The sequence below is a fragment of the Idiomarina aquatica genome (assembly GCF_004362895.1).
GTDB lineage: Bacteria > Pseudomonadota > Gammaproteobacteria > Enterobacterales > Alteromonadaceae > Idiomarina.
This window is the reverse complement of record NZ_SNXI01000004.1, coordinates 143,158-161,006: the sequence shown is the minus strand read 5'-3', so window position 1 is coordinate 161,006 and position 17,849 is coordinate 143,158. Positions and strand designations below refer to the sequence as shown.

Annotated in this window: 19 protein-coding genes; all 19 read left to right on the top strand. The window is 49.8% G+C overall.

All coding sequences use genetic code 11. The annotated features are described in order from the left end of the window. The first annotated feature begins 11 nt into the window (after positions 1-11). The 19 genes from DEU29_RS04915 to lipA all read left to right on the top strand — a co-directional run bounded on the left by DEU29_RS04915 (position 12) and on the right by lipA (position 17,847). Complete coding sequence (locus DEU29_RS04915; protein WP_133539139.1) at positions 12-1,016, top strand: PhoH family protein; 1,005 nt, start codon at positions 12-14, stop codon at positions 1,014-1,016. After that, positions 1,000-1,500, top strand: coding sequence for an rRNA maturation RNase YbeY (gene ybeY, locus DEU29_RS04910; RefSeq protein WP_133539138.1), 501 nt, complete (start codon positions 1,000-1,002; stop codon positions 1,498-1,500). The genes DEU29_RS04915 and ybeY overlap by 17 nt, the downstream gene beginning before the upstream one ends. Further along, positions 1,500-2,384: a CNNM family magnesium/cobalt transport protein CorC gene (corC, locus tag DEU29_RS04905; RefSeq protein ID WP_133539137.1), complete on the top strand. Its 885-nt coding sequence runs from the start codon at positions 1,500-1,502 to the stop codon at positions 2,382-2,384. The genes ybeY and corC overlap by 1 nt, the downstream gene beginning before the upstream one ends. Further along, positions 2,381-3,934: an apolipoprotein N-acyltransferase gene (gene lnt, locus DEU29_RS04900; RefSeq protein WP_243734483.1), complete on the top strand. Its 1,554-nt coding sequence runs from the start codon at positions 2,381-2,383 to the stop codon at positions 3,932-3,934. The genes corC and lnt overlap by 4 nt, the downstream gene beginning before the upstream one ends. A 41-nt stretch (positions 3,935-3,975) precedes the next feature. Further along, positions 3,976-4,173 (top strand): hypothetical protein, encoded by a 198-nt coding sequence (locus DEU29_RS04895; protein WP_133539136.1) that lies wholly within the window; start codon positions 3,976-3,978, stop codon positions 4,171-4,173. A 44-nt stretch (positions 4,174-4,217) separates the two neighbouring features. Next, positions 4,218-6,794: a leucine--tRNA ligase gene (gene leuS / locus DEU29_RS04890; RefSeq protein WP_133539135.1), complete on the top strand. Its 2,577-nt coding sequence runs from the start codon at positions 4,218-4,220 to the stop codon at positions 6,792-6,794. A gap of 54 nt (positions 6,795-6,848) precedes the next feature. Continuing rightward, positions 6,849-7,304 carry an LPS assembly lipoprotein LptE gene (lptE, locus tag DEU29_RS04885; RefSeq protein ID WP_243734480.1) on the top strand — a complete coding sequence of 152 codons (456 nt, stop codon included), beginning with the start codon at positions 6,849-6,851 and terminating at the stop codon, positions 7,302-7,304. Further along, positions 7,304-8,362 carry a DNA polymerase III subunit delta gene (gene holA, locus DEU29_RS04880; protein ID WP_133539133.1) on the top strand — a complete coding sequence of 353 codons (1,059 nt, stop codon included), beginning with the start codon at positions 7,304-7,306 and terminating at the stop codon, positions 8,360-8,362. The genes lptE and holA overlap by 1 nt, the downstream gene beginning before the upstream one ends. Beyond that, positions 8,359-8,991 (top strand): nicotinate-nucleotide adenylyltransferase, encoded by a 633-nt coding sequence (gene nadD / locus DEU29_RS04875; RefSeq protein WP_133539132.1) that lies wholly within the window; start codon positions 8,359-8,361, stop codon positions 8,989-8,991. Before holA ends, nadD begins: the two co-directional genes overlap by 4 nt. Positions 8,992-9,024: 33 nt before the next feature. After that, on the top strand, positions 9,025-9,360 hold the full coding sequence (gene rsfS / locus DEU29_RS04870) for a ribosome silencing factor (protein WP_432206868.1): 336 nt from the start codon (positions 9,025-9,027) through the stop codon (positions 9,358-9,360). Further along, positions 9,361-9,831, top strand: coding sequence for a 23S rRNA (pseudouridine(1915)-N(3))-methyltransferase RlmH (gene rlmH / locus DEU29_RS04865; protein ID WP_133539130.1), 471 nt, complete (start codon positions 9,361-9,363; stop codon positions 9,829-9,831). Positions 9,832-9,852: 21 nt separating this feature from the next. Further along, a complete protein-coding gene (gene mrdA, locus DEU29_RS04860; RefSeq protein WP_133539129.1) occupies positions 9,853-11,745 on the top strand; it encodes a penicillin-binding protein 2 in 1,893 nt (630 codons plus the stop codon). Next, positions 11,732-12,847 carry a rod shape-determining protein RodA gene (rodA, locus tag DEU29_RS04855; protein ID WP_133539128.1) on the top strand — a complete coding sequence of 372 codons (1,116 nt, stop codon included), beginning with the start codon at positions 11,732-11,734 and terminating at the stop codon, positions 12,845-12,847. The genes mrdA and rodA overlap by 14 nt, the downstream gene beginning before the upstream one ends. 26 nt (positions 12,848-12,873) lie before the next feature. Then, positions 12,874-13,854, top strand: coding sequence for a lytic murein transglycosylase B (mltB, locus tag DEU29_RS04850; RefSeq protein ID WP_133539127.1), 981 nt, complete (start codon positions 12,874-12,876; stop codon positions 13,852-13,854). 3 nt (positions 13,855-13,857) lie between these two features. After that, a complete protein-coding gene (locus DEU29_RS04845; protein WP_133539126.1) occupies positions 13,858-14,646 on the top strand; it encodes a septal ring lytic transglycosylase RlpA family protein in 789 nt (262 codons plus the stop codon). A 93-nt stretch (positions 14,647-14,739) separates the two neighbouring features. Beyond that, positions 14,740-15,897, top strand: coding sequence for a D-alanyl-D-alanine carboxypeptidase family protein (locus DEU29_RS04840; RefSeq protein WP_243734478.1), 1,158 nt, complete (start codon positions 14,740-14,742; stop codon positions 15,895-15,897). An 11-nt stretch (positions 15,898-15,908) separates the two neighbouring features. After that, positions 15,909-16,175: a DUF493 family protein YbeD gene (gene ybeD, locus DEU29_RS04835; RefSeq protein ID WP_133539125.1), complete on the top strand. Its 267-nt coding sequence runs from the start codon at positions 15,909-15,911 to the stop codon at positions 16,173-16,175. Positions 16,176-16,232: 57 nt separating this feature from the next. Continuing rightward, positions 16,233-16,898 carry a lipoyl(octanoyl) transferase LipB gene (lipB, locus tag DEU29_RS04830; RefSeq protein WP_133539124.1) on the top strand — a complete coding sequence of 222 codons (666 nt, stop codon included), beginning with the start codon at positions 16,233-16,235 and terminating at the stop codon, positions 16,896-16,898. Then, on the top strand, positions 16,882-17,847 hold the full coding sequence (lipA, locus tag DEU29_RS04825) for a lipoyl synthase (RefSeq protein ID WP_133539123.1): 966 nt from the start codon (positions 16,882-16,884) through the stop codon (positions 17,845-17,847). Before lipB ends, lipA begins: the two co-directional genes overlap by 17 nt. The last annotated feature ends 2 nt before the right edge of the window (positions 17,848-17,849 follow it).

Genomic DNA, 17,849 nt, shown 5'->3' with positions numbered 1-17,849 from the left:
CGAGGATTGGATTGAGTCCACAAACTGAAACTTTAGAATTTGATATCGAGCCGACCGATTTGCGTCGGCTTTCGGATCTGTGCGGTCCGTTTGACGAAAACCTCAAACACATTGAGCGCCGACTGGGCGTCGAAATTACCCACCGAGGCCATAACTTTCGCCTTATCGGGCCCGGAGACACGGTCGCCGCGGTGCAAAATATTCTGCGCGACCTATATGTCGAAACCGCCACCGTTAAGGGCCAGGCAGGTACCATTGAACCACAGCAGGTGCACTTAGCAATCCAGCAGGCGAAGGTACTGGAGCAGGATAGCTCTGACCCTGCAGCCGAAAAAATGACCCACATCAAAACCAAGCGCGGTTTAATTAAACCTCGCAATCATAGCCAGGCCGGCTATGTACGGGCTATTTTGGCGCACGATGTAAACTTTGGTATTGGTCCTGCCGGTACCGGTAAAACCTATCTGGCAGTCGCCTGCGCCGTTGATGCGCTGGAACGTCAGGAAGTCCGCCGTATTTTGCTTACGCGCCCGGCTGTTGAAGCAGGTGAGAAGCTCGGCTTCCTGCCGGGCGATCTGGCACAAAAAGTCGACCCTTACTTGCGCCCGCTCTATGACGCATTGTTCGAAATGCTGGGTTTTGAAAAAGTCGAAAAGCTGATTGAGCGTAACGTTATTGAAGTGGCACCGCTGGCCTACATGCGCGGGCGCACGCTCAATGATGCGTTTATTATTCTGGACGAAAGTCAAAATACCACCATGGAACAAATGAAGATGTTCCTGACCCGTATTGGCTTTAATTCGCGTGCGGTTATCACTGGCGATATCACCCAGATTGATTTACCGCGTGGACAACGTTCCGGACTGCGCCATGCCATCGAAGTATTAAGCAAAGTCGAAGCTATAAGCTTTACCTTCTTCCAGGCTGGTGATGTGGTTCGCCACCCGGTGGTGCAGCGTATTGTCGAAGCCTACGACGATTTTGACAGTAAGAAGTCCCATGCCGATCGCGATTGATTACCAAATCAATACCGACAACGACATCGGTTTACCCAGCCACCAACAACTACAGAGCTGGGTTGGCGCTGCACTCACGCATGCTGCCGCCGACACGCCACACAAATTCGCTGATGCCGAGCTGACGATACGTGTAGTCGATAAGACAGAAGGTCAACAGCTTAATAACGAGTTTCGTGGCCGCGATTATGCGACCAATGTCTTATCCTTTCCTTTTTCTGCACCGGTAGAATTACCGATCCCCCTATTGGGCGATCTGGTGGTTTGCGCGGACGTGGTAAAAGAAGAAGCTGAACAGCAGCATAAAGCCCTGATTGATCACTGGACGCATATGGTGATACACGGTACGCTTCACTTGCTGGGGTATGACCATATCGAAGACGATGAAGCCGAGCAGATGGAACAGCTGGAACGCGAGATTTTAGCTGCGCTCAACATCGCTGATCCATACCAAGTATCAACTAACACGGAGCACAACGCTTAATGAGCGACGACAACCCCCACTCAGCCAACGGCTCTTCACAGAAGTCCTGGGCAGCACGATTGCTGCAAGTCTTCACCGGGGAGCCGAAAAGCAGAGAAGAACTTGTCGATTTAATTCAGGATGCAGAGGAACGCGACCTGATCGATAACGATACCAAGGAGATGATTGAGGGTGTCTTAGACGTAGCCGAGCTTAAAGTTCGCGACATCATGATCCCCCGCTCACAAATGGTGACCATCGACATAAATCAAGGTGTTGAGGATTTCCTGCCCATCGTCATCGAATCACAACATAGCCGCTACCCGGTTGTTACCGATAACAAAGACCATGTAGAGGGTATTTTGTTGGCAAAGGATCTGCTGAGTTATGGCTTTAACTTTACCGATGACGAATTCTCGTTATCAAACGTGATGCGTCCGGCTGTGATCGTACCTGAAAGTAAGCGGGTCGACGTATTGCTCAAAGATTTTCGTTCTAACCGTTATCACATGGCAATTGTGGTGGACGAATACGGCGGCGTATCGGGTCTGGTCACCATCGAAGACATCCTCGAAGAAATCGTCGGCGAGATTGAAGATGAAACCGACCACAACGAAGACGAAAAAGCTAACATTAAGCGCCTAAGCGCCAGCCGTTATTCGATAAAAGCACTAACCACCATCGAAGACTTTAACGATTACTTTGGTAGTGATTTTAGCGATGACGAAAACGATACCGTCGGCGGTTTAGTAGCCCACGGTTTTGGTCACTTACCGCAAGCCGGCGAAGAAATCACACTGGAAGGTTTTGTATTCCGTATTACCAGTGCCGATAAGCGCCGTATTCAACAATTGCAGGTCAGCATTCCAGAAACCACCCAACAGGACGAGGATGCTGCTGAGTGATTGCGTCCGTGCTGACACGCATTAAACAGATTGCGTGGTTTAGGCAAATTATTCTGCTGGTGCTGGGCGGGCTGTTATGCTTTGCCTACGCACCCTATTCTGTCGCGATTCTGCCATTTTGGATCTTACCGTTAGTCGTCTACTTGATCGGCTCATTAACACCCAGACAAGCGTTTAATAGTGGCTTTGCATTCGGTTTTGGCTGGTTTGGTGCCGGCCTTAGCTGGATTTATGTCAGCATCGATCAATACGGTGGCATGCCTGACGCCGTCAACGTTATTGTGTTGGCGCTATTAGTCGCTTACCTGGCGCTCTACCCTGCCGCAACCTTTGCACTGTGGCGCAAGCTTTGTTTACGCTCTGGTTACTGGCTGTTTAGCCTGCCGCTGCTGTGGTTGGTCGCAGAAACATTACGCGGTTGGCTGTTTACCGGCTTTCCCTGGCTGGGACTGGGTTATACACAAACCGACGCACTACTCGGCGGTTTAGCGCCGGCAGTGGGTCAACCCGGTATTACCGTCGCCCTTTGGTTTATCGCACTGGCGATTGTTACGGGCATACAGCAGGCGCGCCCGCAAAACGCATTATTGGTGGTCGTGTTCATTGTGTTAGGTTGGTTAACGCCGATGTTACAGCCACTGAAGCGCTCGCCGGAAACGACATCCGTGTTGCTGGTTCAGGGTAATATTCAACAGTCCCTGAAGTGGCAGGCCGATCAGCAATGGCCCAATATTTTGCGCTATCTGGACCTAACGCGGCCGCAATACCAGCATGACATTGTAATATGGCCTGAATCAGCGATTACGGCGCTGGAACCCTATGCCGACGATATTCTTTATAATATTGACCAGGCAGCAAGTATCAATGGCGCCGGTTTAATCACCGGTATTATCGATTACGATGCGAACAATGACGCGTTTTACAACAGTGTTATCGTATTAGGCCAGGAGCAACAACAACTGGATAGTGACTACCAGTACGGCCACGACAACCGTTACCGTAAACACCAGTTATTACCTATTGGCGAGTTTGTGCCTTTTGAGGACGTACTGCGGCCACTGGCCCCCTTGTTTAATCTCCCCATGTCGTCTTTTGCCCGTGGCAGCGAACAGCAACCTAATTTGGTTGCTAACGATCATAAATTAAATACCGCCATCTGTTATGAAATTGCTTTTAGTAACCAGGTCCGCCTGAACACTCAGGCTGACACCGACTATTTATTAACTGTCAGTAACGACACTTGGTTTGGTGACTCACATGGCCCCTGGCAACACATGCAAATAGCCCAAATGCGGGCTAAAGAACTGGGCCGCCCGCTATTAAGAGCAACCAACAACGGCGTTTCTGCTATTACTGACGAGCATGGCCACATCATTGCCGATGCGCCACAATTTACCGCCACCACGGTATCAGCGGAAGTGCCTCAAGTCAGCGGTCAAACCTGGTTTGCCCGCTTCGGTCATTCTTTTACCTGGCTACTGGCAGCACTGGGACTTTTGCCCTGGCTCAAGGCCGCAAGTAACAGACGTGGTCAGCCACCACAAAAATAAGTACAATAACAGCGATCTTTATCTTCACAGGAATTTACATCATGGAAAACATCTTCGATGCTCTCTTATTTGCAGTGTTAGTTGCCGCGGGCGGTTTAGGATTAAGCAGTTGGCTTATGTTTTTCATTCCGGCAGACACGGACGATCGCCAGGCAGTGCAACGCCAGCGTTTTGAGAATATTTTCTTCGGTCTGGCCGGTATTATCATCATGTTAGTGATGTGGTACGCGATTAGCTAAACGACCTAACGCTTCATTTTTGCAAACCGGATGTAATCAACACTATGCAAGAACAATACAGTCCTTCGGCGATTGAACAGGCCATTCAGCAGCGGTGGCAACAAGACAAGGTATTTGAAGCCAGCGAACAGCCCGATAAAGAGAAGTTCTATTGCTTATCGATGTTCCCCTACCCAAGTGGCAAACTCCACATGGGTCACGTGCGCAACTATACGCTGGGTGATGTGATTTCCCGCCATCAACGTATGCAGGGTAAAAATGTCCTGCAGCCGATGGGTTGGGATGCCTTTGGCCTACCGGCAGAAAACGCAGCTATTCAAAACAAAACAGCGCCGGCTAAATGGACCTATCAAAATATTGATTACATGCGTGATCAGCTTAAAAGCCTCGGTTTTGGTTATGACTGGAACCGTGAGGTTGCGACCTGTTCGCCTGATTATTACCGTTGGGAGCAGTGGTTCTTTACTAAGCTCTACGAAAAAGGCCTGGTGTATAAGAAAAACGCCACCGTTAACTGGGACCCTGTTGATCAAACCGTATTAGCTAACGAACAGGTTATCGATGGCCGCGGCTGGCGTAGTGGCGCCATCGTCGAGCAAAAAGAAATTCCACAGTGGTTTATTAAAATCACTGATTACGCTGACGAGCTGCTGCAGGATCTGGAGCAACTTGATGGCTGGCCAGAGCAAGTCAAAGCCATGCAACGCAATTGGATCGGTCGCTCAGAAGGTCTGCAAATTGAATTTGATGTCGCTGACCATAGCGACAAACTGAGTGTTTACACCACCCGTCCTGACACCTTATATGGTGTCACCTACATGGGCTTGGCAGCACAGCATCCATTGGCGCTGGAAGCTGCAAAAACAAATCCACAACTGGCTGAGTTTATCGAAAGCTGTAAGAACAGCAAGGTCGCTGAAGCTGATTTGGCAACCATGGAAAAACTCGGTATGGATACCGGCCTTAAGGCTGTGCATCCATTAACCGGTAAAGAGATTCCTATTTGGGTCGCTAATTTTGTGTTGATGGATTACGGTTCGGGCGCTGTCATGGCAGTACCTGCACATGACCAGCGCGACTGGGAATTTGCAACCAAGTACGAGTTACCCATTACTGCTGTCATCGAGCCTTTCAGCGGCGAGGGTGATTTAGCTGCTGGTGCGATTACCGAAAAAGGTACGGTCATTAATTCTGACCAATACAACGGTATGAGCTCGCAGCAGGCATTTGATGCTATTGCCGAAGTTATCGAGCAACGCGGTATCGGTGAGCGTACGGTTAATTATCGGCTGCGTGACTGGGGCGTTTCGCGTCAACGCTATTGGGGTACCCCTATCCCCATGCTGAACCTCGAAAACGGCGAGTCAGTGCCCGTGCCTGAAGAACAGTTACCGGTTAAACTGCCGGAAGACGTGGTTATGGATGGCGTTAACTCACCGATTAAGTCCGATCCGCAGTGGCGCCAGACAAGCTACAACGGCCAGCTGGCAGAACACGAGACCGACACCTTTGATACCTTTATGGAGTCATCCTGGTATTACGCGCGCTACTGCAGTGCGCAAGACGATCAAGCGATGCTGGATCCGGAAAAAGCCAACTACTGGTTACCGGTCGATCAATACATTGGTGGTATCGAGCACGCCATTCTGCATTTGTTGTATGCGCGCTTCTTCCATAAGCTATTGCGCGACACTGGCCTGGTTGAATCTGATGAACCCTTTAAACGGTTACTGTGTCAGGGCATGGTGCTGGCCGATAGCTACTATCGCGAAGACGAGAAAGGCGGTAAGCAATGGATTTCACCCTTGGATGTCGAGTTAGCGCGAGACGACAAAGGCGCTGTTGTTGGTGCCACGCATAAAGACGACGGTCAGCCCGTAAAGATCGCCGGCATGAGCAAGATGTCAAAGTCTAAAAACAACGGCATTGACCCACAAACCATGGTCGAGCGCTATGGCGCTGATACCGTGCGTTTGTTCATGATGTTCGCAGCACCACCGGAAATGACACTGGAATGGTCAGATTCAGGCGTTGAGGGGTCACAACGGTTCCTGCGTCGGGTTTGGAAACTAACTTACGACTTCATTCAGGCAGGTGGCTACGCGCAAGCCGCTGAGCTAAACAAAGCACAAAAAGATCGGCGTCGCGAATTACACAAAACCATCGCTAAAGTGTCTGACGACATGGGTCGCCGGCAACATTTTAATACCGCCATTGCAGCCATAATGGAGTTGCTTAATCACCTGCAAAAAGCACCGCTGGAAAGTGATGCTGACCGTCAGGTTATGGGCGAAGCACTGGATGCGATGATTAAAATGTTAGCGCCAATTACCCCGCATATTTGTGAGCAGCTTTGGCGTGAATTAGGCCATCAGGACGATTTAATCTTTGCCCCCTGGCCAGCGGTTGATGACAGTGCGCTGGTCGAAGAGGAAAAGCTGATCGTAGTGCAGGTTAACGGCAAAGTACGGGCTAAATTAACAGTCGCTGCTGACGCTACTGCCGAACAAGTTGAAGAACAAGCGTTTAGTGATGCTGCGGTGAAGAAGTATACCGACGGCAAGACGGTGCGGAAGAAAATCTACGTACCGGGCAAAATCTTCAATATTGTGGTGAGCTAACTACTCATGTCCAGCTTCCGTCTCATGCGTCAAAGCTTACTGAGCGTGATTGTTATGATCACGCTCAGTGCCTGTGGCTTTCAGTTACGCGATAACTATCAGCTACCGGCAACCTTGCAGCAGATGCAACTGCAGTCGGTCAGTTCACTACAACTGGAAGCCAGCCTGCGTCAGCGCTTACTTACCGCGGGTATCCAGTTAAGCGACCAGGCAGCAGCCGATGTCGCACAATTACGGGTGCTTTCAGACCAACTTGAACGCCGTACACTAAGTTTGTTCGAGAGTGGTCAGGTTGCCGAGTATGAGCTGTTATACCGGGTTAATTATCAGGTTATCAGAAATGGCGAACTGATCATCGAGGATACGATTGAGGTTGCCCGCGACTATCAGGACGATCCAAACTTCGCACTGGCGAAAACGCGTGAACGCGAAATGCTGGTAGCCGAAATGCGTGATGACGCAGCGCGGCGTCTGGTGCGTCAAATGATTAGTGAGTTTGCTGACGACTAATGAAACAACTCTTCGCCGAACAACTAACGCAACATCTGCAGCAACATCCCCTGCCGCCCGTGTTGTTGTTATTTGGCGAAGAATTATTGCTACGCCAGGATGCCCTGGCGTTATTACGAAAACACCTTAAGCAACAATTTGGCGACGAATTAGAACGCCAGAGCCTGCAACAGCAACCTGATTTTGACTGGCAACAGCTGCATGACAGCGGCCAGTCTATGAGTTTATTCAGTCAGTTTACGCTGCTGGAGCTAACTCTGCCGGAAAATAAACCCGGTCGGGACGGCTCTGATGCACTAACGGCTTACGCCAAATCACCACCTGCCGAACAATTACTGGTTGTGATCGGTGATAAACTGAAAAAAGAACAACATAACAGCCGCTGGTTTAAAGCGCTTAGCCAACAAGGTTGGTTAGTTCGCACCCCGACACCCGATAAAAGCCGCCTGCCCCGCTTTATTCACCAGCGGGCACAGCAGCATGGATTACAACTAACTGCCGACGCTACCGAATTGCTGGCGTTATGGTTTGAGGGCAATTTACCCAGCCTCGATCAGGAACTGCAAAAATGGGCGCTGATGCATAGCGACCAAGCGCTGAACGCCGATGCGGTAAAACAAGCAATGCGTGACGTGAGTCATTTTGACGCCTTTGCACTGCAAGACTCATTATTACGCAATGACTGGTCCGAGACAGCCCACCGGCTTCATCGCCTATTTGCCGAGGATGTCGACCGCCATCAGTTATTGTGGGTGGTGCAGCGCGAAGTACAGGTGTTGAGCCAGTTAAAAACAGCATTGACGCAGCAACTGGATGCCAATTCAATTTACCGTCAAAATATGATTTGGAGCTCGCAGCAACAGGCCTATCAATCTCGTGCCCAACAATTAACTGCGGAGTCATTGCGACAGGCACAACAGTTATTGCAGCGACTGGAGTTAGCACTAAAAAATGATTCAGGCGAAAACGCTGATATCCTGTTTACTCATTGTGTGGCATTAATCTGTGTGGGCCCTCACCAAGGCTATTTGCCGCAGCAGCTGCAGGCAATGGCATGAGTATTCGAGCATTATTCGGCGGGACTTTCGATCCCATTCATCAAGGCCACATCGATACCGCGTTGGCACTGCTCGATGAGTTGAATATCGACGCACTACACCTAATGCCCAATTCAGTTCCGCCCCACCGGCCGCAACCCGCCGCGACCGCGGCACAGCGTCTGGAAATGGTTAAACTGGCCTGTAACACAGATAAGCGACTGGTCGCCGAAGATTTTGAGTTACGCTCACAGCAACCCTCCTACACCGTTAAAACGTTGCAAAATTTCAAACAGCAGTACCCACAGGACACTTTACTTTTTGTCATGGGCATGGATTCACTGGTGTCGTTGGATAGCTGGTATCAGTGGCAACAACTCACAGATCTTGCGCACCTGGTGGTAATGCCACGCCCGGGCTATGAGTTAGCACAAGCCTCGGAAGCCTTAGGTCACTATATTAAGCAACACCAATGTCAGCAGCCAGGTCATTTGCATCAGCAGTCTGAGGGTTATATCTACCTGGCTAATACGCCGCTTCGCGACATTTCGGCCACGGCTATCCGTAACGGCTTGCACACAAAAAATCATCACGATACCGTACCGGCCGCCGTTGCTGAGTATATTGAGCAGCAACAGCTGTATCGTTAACGTAATTCTGCTAAACTAACGCCGTTTAATTTTATGGAGAATACCAGATTGCAAGCTGAACAATTGCGCCAGTTCGTTATAGATAAAGCTGATGATATGAAAGCACGAGATATTGACGTGTTAGATGTAAAAGGCAAAACCGATGTTGCCGATTTTATGGTTATCTGTTCAGGTAACTCAAAAACTCACGTCCGTAGTATTGCTGAGCACGTTGCAACCGAAGCCAAACATGCCGGTATTCCGCCATTAGGTATTGAGGGTGGCGAGCAGTCAGAATGGGTTTTGGTTGACTTAGGTGACGTCGTTTTACACGTGATGCAAGAGTCTATACGCGACTTTTACCAGTTGGAAAAGCTCTGGAGCCAGTAAGTGCAAATACAGCTACTTGCAGTGGGCAATAAAATGCCGGGCTGGGTTAGCGAGGGCTATCAAGAGTACGAACGCCGATTCCCAAACGAATGTAAACTCAGCCTACACGAAATCAGCCCACACAAACGCGGCAAGAAGGCCGATACCCGCAGGCTTACCGAGCTCGAAGGCGAGGCCTTGTTGAATGCGGTACCTAAGGGAAACCGCATCGTGACACTGGAAGTACACGGCAAACCATGGACGACTCACCAGCTTGCGCAGCAGTTAGAGGGTTGGCAAATGGATGGTCGCGATGTATCGTTGTTAGTTGGTGGGCCGGAAGGGTTATCATCGACGTGTTTAGCCGCTGCTGAACAACGTTGGTCGTTATCCCCGCTCACCCTGCCACACCCGCTTGTCAGGGTTATCGTTGCAGAAAGCCTTTATCGGGCGTGGAGCTTAAATAACAACCACCCCTATCACCGAGAATAACAGCAGAGACCGCGTTAGCTGATGCGAACCCGAACGCCGATTCGAGACACCGAGAGCGAGTCCAGTCTATTTGCCAGGCGGGTGTTCGTTGCTATCGGTATTATTGCCGCGGTTTTTATTTTACTTATCGGTAACCTCTACAATCTGCAAGTTAAAGAACATACCGAACTGCAAACCCGTTCTAACGACAACCGTATTAAACTGCTGCCGTTGGCGCCAAACCGCGGGTTAATTTATGATCGCAACGGCGTGCTGCTGGCAGAAAACCTGCCGATTTTTAGCTTAGATATTATCCCCGAAGAAATTAAAGATCTTGATACAACCATTGCCGAACTGCGACAGATTCTCACCATTAGCGACGATGATATAGCGCAGTTTGAACGCAACCTGCGGGGGCAGCGACGGTTTAGTAATGTGACGCTGCTGGATGATATCAACGAGCAACAGGTTGCTACCTTTGCCGCTCATCAACATAAATTCCCAGGTGTCAGTATCGAAGCCCGCCTGGTTCGCCACTATCCGTACAAAGAACTTCTGACCCATGTGGTCGGCTATGTCGCCAAGATTAATCGTCGCGATGTTGAACGACTGAAGCAAAATGATGAACTCGCAAACTATGCAGCCAGCCGTACTATAGGCAAACTCGGTATCGAAAAATATTATGAAAGTGAATTGCATGGTGAAGTCGGTTATCAGCGAGTTGAGGTTAATAACCGCGGACGCGCGGTGCGCACGCTCAGTACCGAGGCACCGGTGCCGGGCCAGGACATCGTGCTGGAACTTGATATTGAATTACAGCGTAAAGCAACCGAAATACTGGGCGAACGACGAGGGTCAATCATCCTGATGGATGCTAAAACAGGCGGTATCTTAGCGATGGCAAGCACGCCAAGTTATGACGCCAACTGGTTTGTTAATGGTATCAGCGTTAAACGTTATCAATCGTTACTTAACTCCAAAGATAGCCCCCTGCTTAATCGTGCAACTCAGGGCGGTTACCCGCCGGCTTCGACAATCAAACCGCATATAGGCTTACTCGGATTAGAAGAAGGCGTTATTACCCCGACCAGTCGAATCTGGGATCCGGGCTGGTTCGAAATAAAGGGCGTTGATCGCCGTTATCGTGATTGGCTGTCCTGGGGGCATGGCTGGGTTAATATTAATACTGCGATCGCAGAAAGTTGCGATACGTTTTACTATGATTTAGCACTTAAACTCGGGGTCGATAAAATTTCCGGATTTATGACACAGTTTGGCTTTGGTGAAACCACAGGTATTGATATTAACGAGGAAATTCCCGCGCTAATGCCGTCTCGTGGCTGGAAGCGAGCACGCTACAATCAGCCCTGGTATGCCGGCGAAACCCTTTCAGTCGGGATTGGCCAAAGCTATTGGACGGCAACGCCGATGCAATTAGTCAGTGCCACCGCAGCACTGGCCAATCAGGGCGAACACCTGGTGCCACGCCTGTTACGCGGATTTGGCACGATTGGCAGACTAACGCTTGCTGAGCCGGCGTACAAACGACCCATCGTATTAAAAGACGAGAGCCACTGGCAGGTCGTTAAACAAGGCATGGAAGATGTTAATATGGGCGCTAAAGGCTCGGCACGACGCGCTTTCGCCGACGCCCCCTACACGTCAGCAGGCAAAACAGGTACCGCGCAGGTAGTCAATCTGGCAGAAGATGCCGAGTACGTGGCCGAAGAAATTGCTGAGAAGTACCGCGATAACGCCATGTATGTTGGCTATGCGCCGGCCGATGACCCGCAAGTCGTCATCTCGGTTGCATTAGAAAACGTGATTGGCGGTGGTGGCAGCGTGGCAGCACCTGCAGCGCGGGAGATGCTTGACAGTTGGTATCAACGCTACATGCAAGTTACAGAACAGGGGTTAGCCAATGCTGACGACTGAAGAGCGGCAACGCAACCCAATATTAAAGAAGTTACACCTGGACGGCCCATTGTTATTGGGATTGTTGGCATTGGCCGTTACCAGCCTGTTTGTCGTTTATAGTGCCAGTGGCGAGAGTGAAGCCCTGGTTTGGCGTCAGGCCATTCGTGTGAGTGCGGCATTCGTAGGGTTATTTATTATAGCCCAGTTCCCGCCGCGCTTTTTTGAACGGTTCTCACCCATTTTATTCGGCTTTGGGCTACTTTTATTAGTCGCCGTTTTACTTTTTGGCGAGGTTGGCAAAGGCGCACAGCGCTGGCTGGATATTGGGCCTGTCACCATTCAGCCGTCCGAAATAATGAAGCTTGCTGTACCCATGATGATAGCCTGGTACGTTAATCGTCGCGCCATCCCCATCCGCCTGGGGCGGCTGGTTATCGCGCTGACGCTAGTCCTTATTCCCGTATTGTTAATTGCAAAACAACCCGACCTGGGCACCTCGTTATTAGTTGCCAGCGCCGGTATTTTCGTTATTTTTCTGGCTGGCTTAAGTTGGCGCCTGATCACGGTTGCCGTAGCATTAGTCGCTGCATTTACGCCCATCCTGTGGATGTACCTGATGCATGACTACCAACGCCAGCGGGTACTAACATTCCTAAACCCGGAGCGAGATCCGCTAGGTTCTGGCTACCACATTATTCAGTCAAAAATAGCCATTGGTTCCGGCGGTATTGACGGCAAAGGCTGGCTGCAGGGAACCCAGTCACAACTGGAGTTTTTGCCCGAGCGACATACCGATTTCATTTTTTCTGTGTTTAGCGAGGAGTTTGGCTTAATCGGCGTCACCCTGCTATTGGCACTGTATGGCTTTGTCATTTTACGCGGCTTAATTATCTCGCTGCGAGCCCAGGATATTTTCAGCAAGCTGTTGGGCGGTGCGCTTACCCTCACCTTTTTCGTTTACGTGTTTGTAAATATTGGTATGGTCTCTGGATTACTGCCGGTAGTCGGGGTACCTTTACCACTGATTAGTTATGGTGGTACATCGATGGTCACAATTTTAGCGGGTTTTGGCATTTTAATGTCAATTGCTACACACCATCGATTAATAATAAACCAATAGATAACAACAATTAAAAAGGGCTTATTATGCGATTCTTGGCCGGGTTAGCACTGATTAGTTTAAACGTGGCGGCGATGCAAAACGAGCCGGCGACGACGGAGCAAGTCGATGCCTTTGTCGACGAACAGGTAGAAAAGTACGAATTTAGCGAACAGCAAGTCCGCGAATGGCTCAATCAGGCGGAAAAAAACGAGGACGTGCTGGCCGCGATTCAACGTCCTTGGGAAGCCAAACCCTGGTATCAATATTACCCGATCTTTTTAACTGACAAACGACTGGACGCTGGTAAACGCTTCTGGGCTGAGCACAGCGACACTTTGCAACGAGCACAACAAGAGTTTGGTGTTCCGGCCGAAATTATCGTCGCTATTATCGGTATAGAAACGTTCTACGGCAGCTATCTGGGCAAGTACCCGGTACTTGATTCATTGTATACGCTGGCCTTCCATTATCCGCCCCGGGCTAAATTCTTTCGTTCCGAATTAAGCGAGTATTTACGTCTGGCAAACGCCGAACAATGGCAGGTAAAAGAACAACTTGGCTCCTATGCCGGCGCGATGGGTCTGGGCCAGTTCATATCGTCCAGCTACCGTCATTATGCCGTTGATTTCGACGATGATGGCAAGCGTAACATTATTAGTAATCCGGTCGACGCTATCGGCAGTGTTGCCAATTACTTTGCCGAACATCGCTGGAAGGCTGGCGAACCGATAGCATATAAGCCAGCTCAACAACAAGATTGGGCCGCTGTAAGCAGTGACGGTATGAAACCGGATACCACGGTTGGCGCGCTGCGGGAACGTGGATTTAGCATTGCTTCTGACTATAGCGATACATTGGCAGTAAAAGTACTGCAGTTTGAAACCGAAGACGGTTACGAATACTGGCTCGGTTTTGATAATTTTTATGCCATAACGCGTTATAACCACAGCCCCTTGTATGCAATGGTTGCTTATCAGTTTAGTCAGCAATTACGCCAGGCTAATTCGGCAGCTACGGGAAACTAACCGATGCGTGTCGTATTACCAATAGCTGTAGCCCTGCTCGCATTAGTATTGGCGGGCTGCAGCCAAACGCAAAGCCGTTACAGCCAGCGCCATGACAGTGCTCCTACCCGACTGCCATCGGACGCAGAACTACAAGATGCCATACCGGTGCAAGAACCACCCAGCCCGCAAGGCAACGCCGACTACCAGGTGCTGGGCCAGCGCTACCAGGTACTGGATAGTGCAGCAGGTTTTGTCGAACAGGGTATTGCTTCCTGGTACGGCAACAAGTTCCATGGTCACTTAACCTCTAACGGCGAATATTACGACATGTACAGCATGACTGCTGCACATAAGCATTTACCACTACCGAGCTATGTTCGGGTTACCAACCTGGATAACGATAAAAGCGTTGTCGTGCGCGTTAATGATCGTGGCCCGTTCCACCCCAATCGCGTCATCGACCTGTCCTTTGCTGCAGCTTACAAACTTGACATGCTCGACCAGGGTACCGCCCGTGTTCAGGTTGAAGCCATTGACTTCAAAGCCCCGCTGCAGGCAACCGAATTTTACATCCAATTAGTGGCTTCCTCTAACCCCGACAAACTGCAGACAATAGCACAGCAACTTCCCACGGCCTGGCGCAGTGATGCAACTACCGAGCAAAATGGTGGTCTATATAAACTGATGCTCGGCCCCTACCCGCAGGCAAAGGCCAACCGACATTTGCAGCAGCTAAGGCAACAGGGTTTCCCGCGTGCATTCCGGGTAAAAGTTGAATCTGCTAAAAATCTGCAAAATAGTCCACGCTAGCCTGACGCTGCTGGGTAGAAGTGATATAATCCGCGCTTAAATTTTAGTGTTTACGTTAACGCAATTAACCGATAATAAAAGATGATAAAGCCCATGCATAAATTAGTAACTGCTCTTGTTTCGACCGTCATTTTTGCTGTATCTACGGTAACACACGCGCAATCTTTTGTGCCTGATCCGCCGGCGGTCAATGCTAAGGCCTATATCCTGATCGATCACACGACCGGCAAAGTTTTAGCGCAAGGTAATGCAGATGAGTCATTACCTCCGGCAAGTCTGACCAAAATGATGACCAGCTATATTATCGGTAAAGAAATTCTGGAGGGTCGTATTAGTCCCTCAGACCAGGTCACTATCAGCGAGAACGCCTGGGCGAAAAATTTTCCTGAGTCGTCAAAAATGTTTATCGAAGTCGGTAAGCAAGTCTCGGTGGCAGACTTAAACAAAGGCATTATCATCTCGTCGGGCAATGATGCCTGCGTTGCAATGGCAGAACACATTGCCGGTAGCGAAGATGCGTTTGCATCGTTGATGAACACCTACGCGCAAGAACTGGGCATGAGCAATAGCCAGTTTGCTAACAGCCATGGCTTACCGGATCCTGACCAGTATGTATCGGCCCGCGACATGGCAACTCTGGCTAGTGCCTTGATCACAGAGACTCCGGATGAATATGAAATTTACGCCGAAAAGTCTTTTACTTATAACAATATCAAACAATATAACCGTAACTCACTGTTGTGGGATCGGAGTTTAAATGTCGATGGTATTAAGACAGGCCATACTAACGAAGCGGGCTATAGCCTGGTCACCTCGGCTGTTGAAGACGGCACTCGCTTGATTTCTGTGGTCATGGGCACCAGCAGTGAGCAAGCACGTAAAGTGGAAAGCAAAAAGCTATTAAACTATGGCTTTCGTTACTTTGAAACAGTTACTGCCTACGAGGCAGGTGAAAGTTTTGTTTCACACCGTATCTGGGGCGGCGACGCCGACCAGGTAGAACTGGGTATTAGCGAAGACGTGGTAATTACGTTACCTAAAGGGCAACGTGAGCAACTAGACGCTAACTTTGAATTGAATCAGGAATTGGAAGCGCCATTAGCTGCCGGCGAAGAAGTAGGTACTGTATTCCTACAACTTGGCGGTGAAGACATTGCATCGTTCCCGCTGGTTACGTTGCAGTCAGTTGAAGAAGGCGGTTTATTTAAGCAAGCAATGGATTACGTTAAACGTAAGTTTTCAGAAGAGTAAGGTCCTAATCGATGCAAAAAACACGCTTTGATGAATTAGTTGACTTCCCCTGCCACTTTACCTTTAAGGTGATGGGGGTTGCCACAGCCACATTGCCGGATCAGGTTGTGGAAGTGTTGCAGGAGCACGCGCCGGGCGATTATAGTCCGTCAGTAAAACCCAGCAGTAAGGGTAACTATCATTCCGTTTCGGTCTCGGTAAAAGTCGAAAGCCAACAGCACATCGAAGTGCTGTATCGTTCACTTGCCGACATCGATGATGTCCGTTATGTCTTATAACCCTAGCGCCTAACGTGGCGCTAGCCCTGCCCCCTGCAAATACGATATACTACGCGCATGTCTGACCAATTAATTATTCGCCAGCTGGGTCGCCAGGCCTACGAGCCGATCTGGCATGCCATGCAACAATTCACCGATCAGCGCGATGCTCAAACGGTCGATGAGTTATGGATTGTTGAGCATGAGCCCGTGTTTACACAGGGCCAGGCTGGTAAAGCTGAACACGTGTTAGCCCCGGGTGATATACCGGTGGTACAGGTAGACCGCGGCGGACAAGTAACCTACCACGGCCCGGGACAGCTGGTTATTTATTTTTTATTAGATATCCGGCGTCTTACCATGGGTGTTCGTCAGTTGGTCAATAACATCGAAAATACCATTATTGACGTATTAGCTGATTACGGCATTGACGCTAATGCACGACGCGATGCGCCGGGCGTTTACGTTAATGGCGATAAGGTTTGTTCACTGGGCTTACGCATCCGTAAAGGTTGTTCATTCCATGGTCTGGCATTGAATGTCGATATGGATATGGAGCCTTTCTCGCGCATAAATCCGTGCGGATTAACCGGCATCAAAATGGTGCAAACCCGAGAACTTGGTGGGCCAGCAAATTTTACAGAGGCATCCGAGGTGGTAATCAATCACTTTATAAAGCAGATTGGTTACCGAAATACTCAAACTCAAACAGGACTCGCAGAAGATTATGTCAAAGCCAGTTAGAGTAGAACCCGGCGTTAAAATGCGTGACGCCGACAAGATGGCACTGATACCGGTACAAATCGTGCCGACAGAGCGCGACAAAATGTTGCGTAAACCGTCCTGGTTAAAAGTTAAATTACCATCCAATACCCAGCGTATTGATGAAATCAAACAAGCCATGCGTAGTCATGGTCTGCATTCGGTTTGCGAAGAAGCCTCGTGCCCTAACCTGCCGGAATGTTTTAACCATGGTACCGCCAGCTTTATGATTTTGGGCGATATCTGCACACGCCGTTGCCCTTTTTGTGATGTTGCTCACGGCCGTCCTCTGGCGCCGGACCCCGAGGAACCAGAAAAACTCGGCAAGACAATTCGCGACATGAAAGTAAAATATGTTGTTATCACGTCAGTCGACCGAGATGACTTACGCGATGGCGGCGCACAGCACTTCGCCGACTGTGTACGCGAAATTCGTCGTTACAGTGATGGTATTCAAGTAGAGATATTGGTACCTGACTTCCGCGGCCGGATGCAGGTGGCACTGGATATTCTTAGCGATGAAGCACCCGATGTATTCAATCACAACCTGGAAACCGTGCCCCGTTTGTATAAAGCTGCACGCCCGGGTGCTAATTACCAGTGGTCACTGGACTTACTGAAAAATTATAAAGCTGCACGACCTGACGTTCGAACCAAGTCAGGCTTAATGGTTGGCCTGGGCGAAACCAAAGAAGAAATTCTTGAGGTAATGCGTGATTTACGCGCGCATGACTGCGATATGCTGACCATCGGCCAGTATCTGCAACCCAGCCGTCATCACATCCCGGTTGACCGTTATGTGCATCCGGACGAGTTTGAAGAGCTTCGCCAGGCCGGTGTTGAGATGGGCTTTAGCCATATCGCCAGCGGGCCGCTGGTGCGTTCGTCTTATCACGCCGATTTACAGGCGGCTGGCGAAAAAGTGAGCTAACC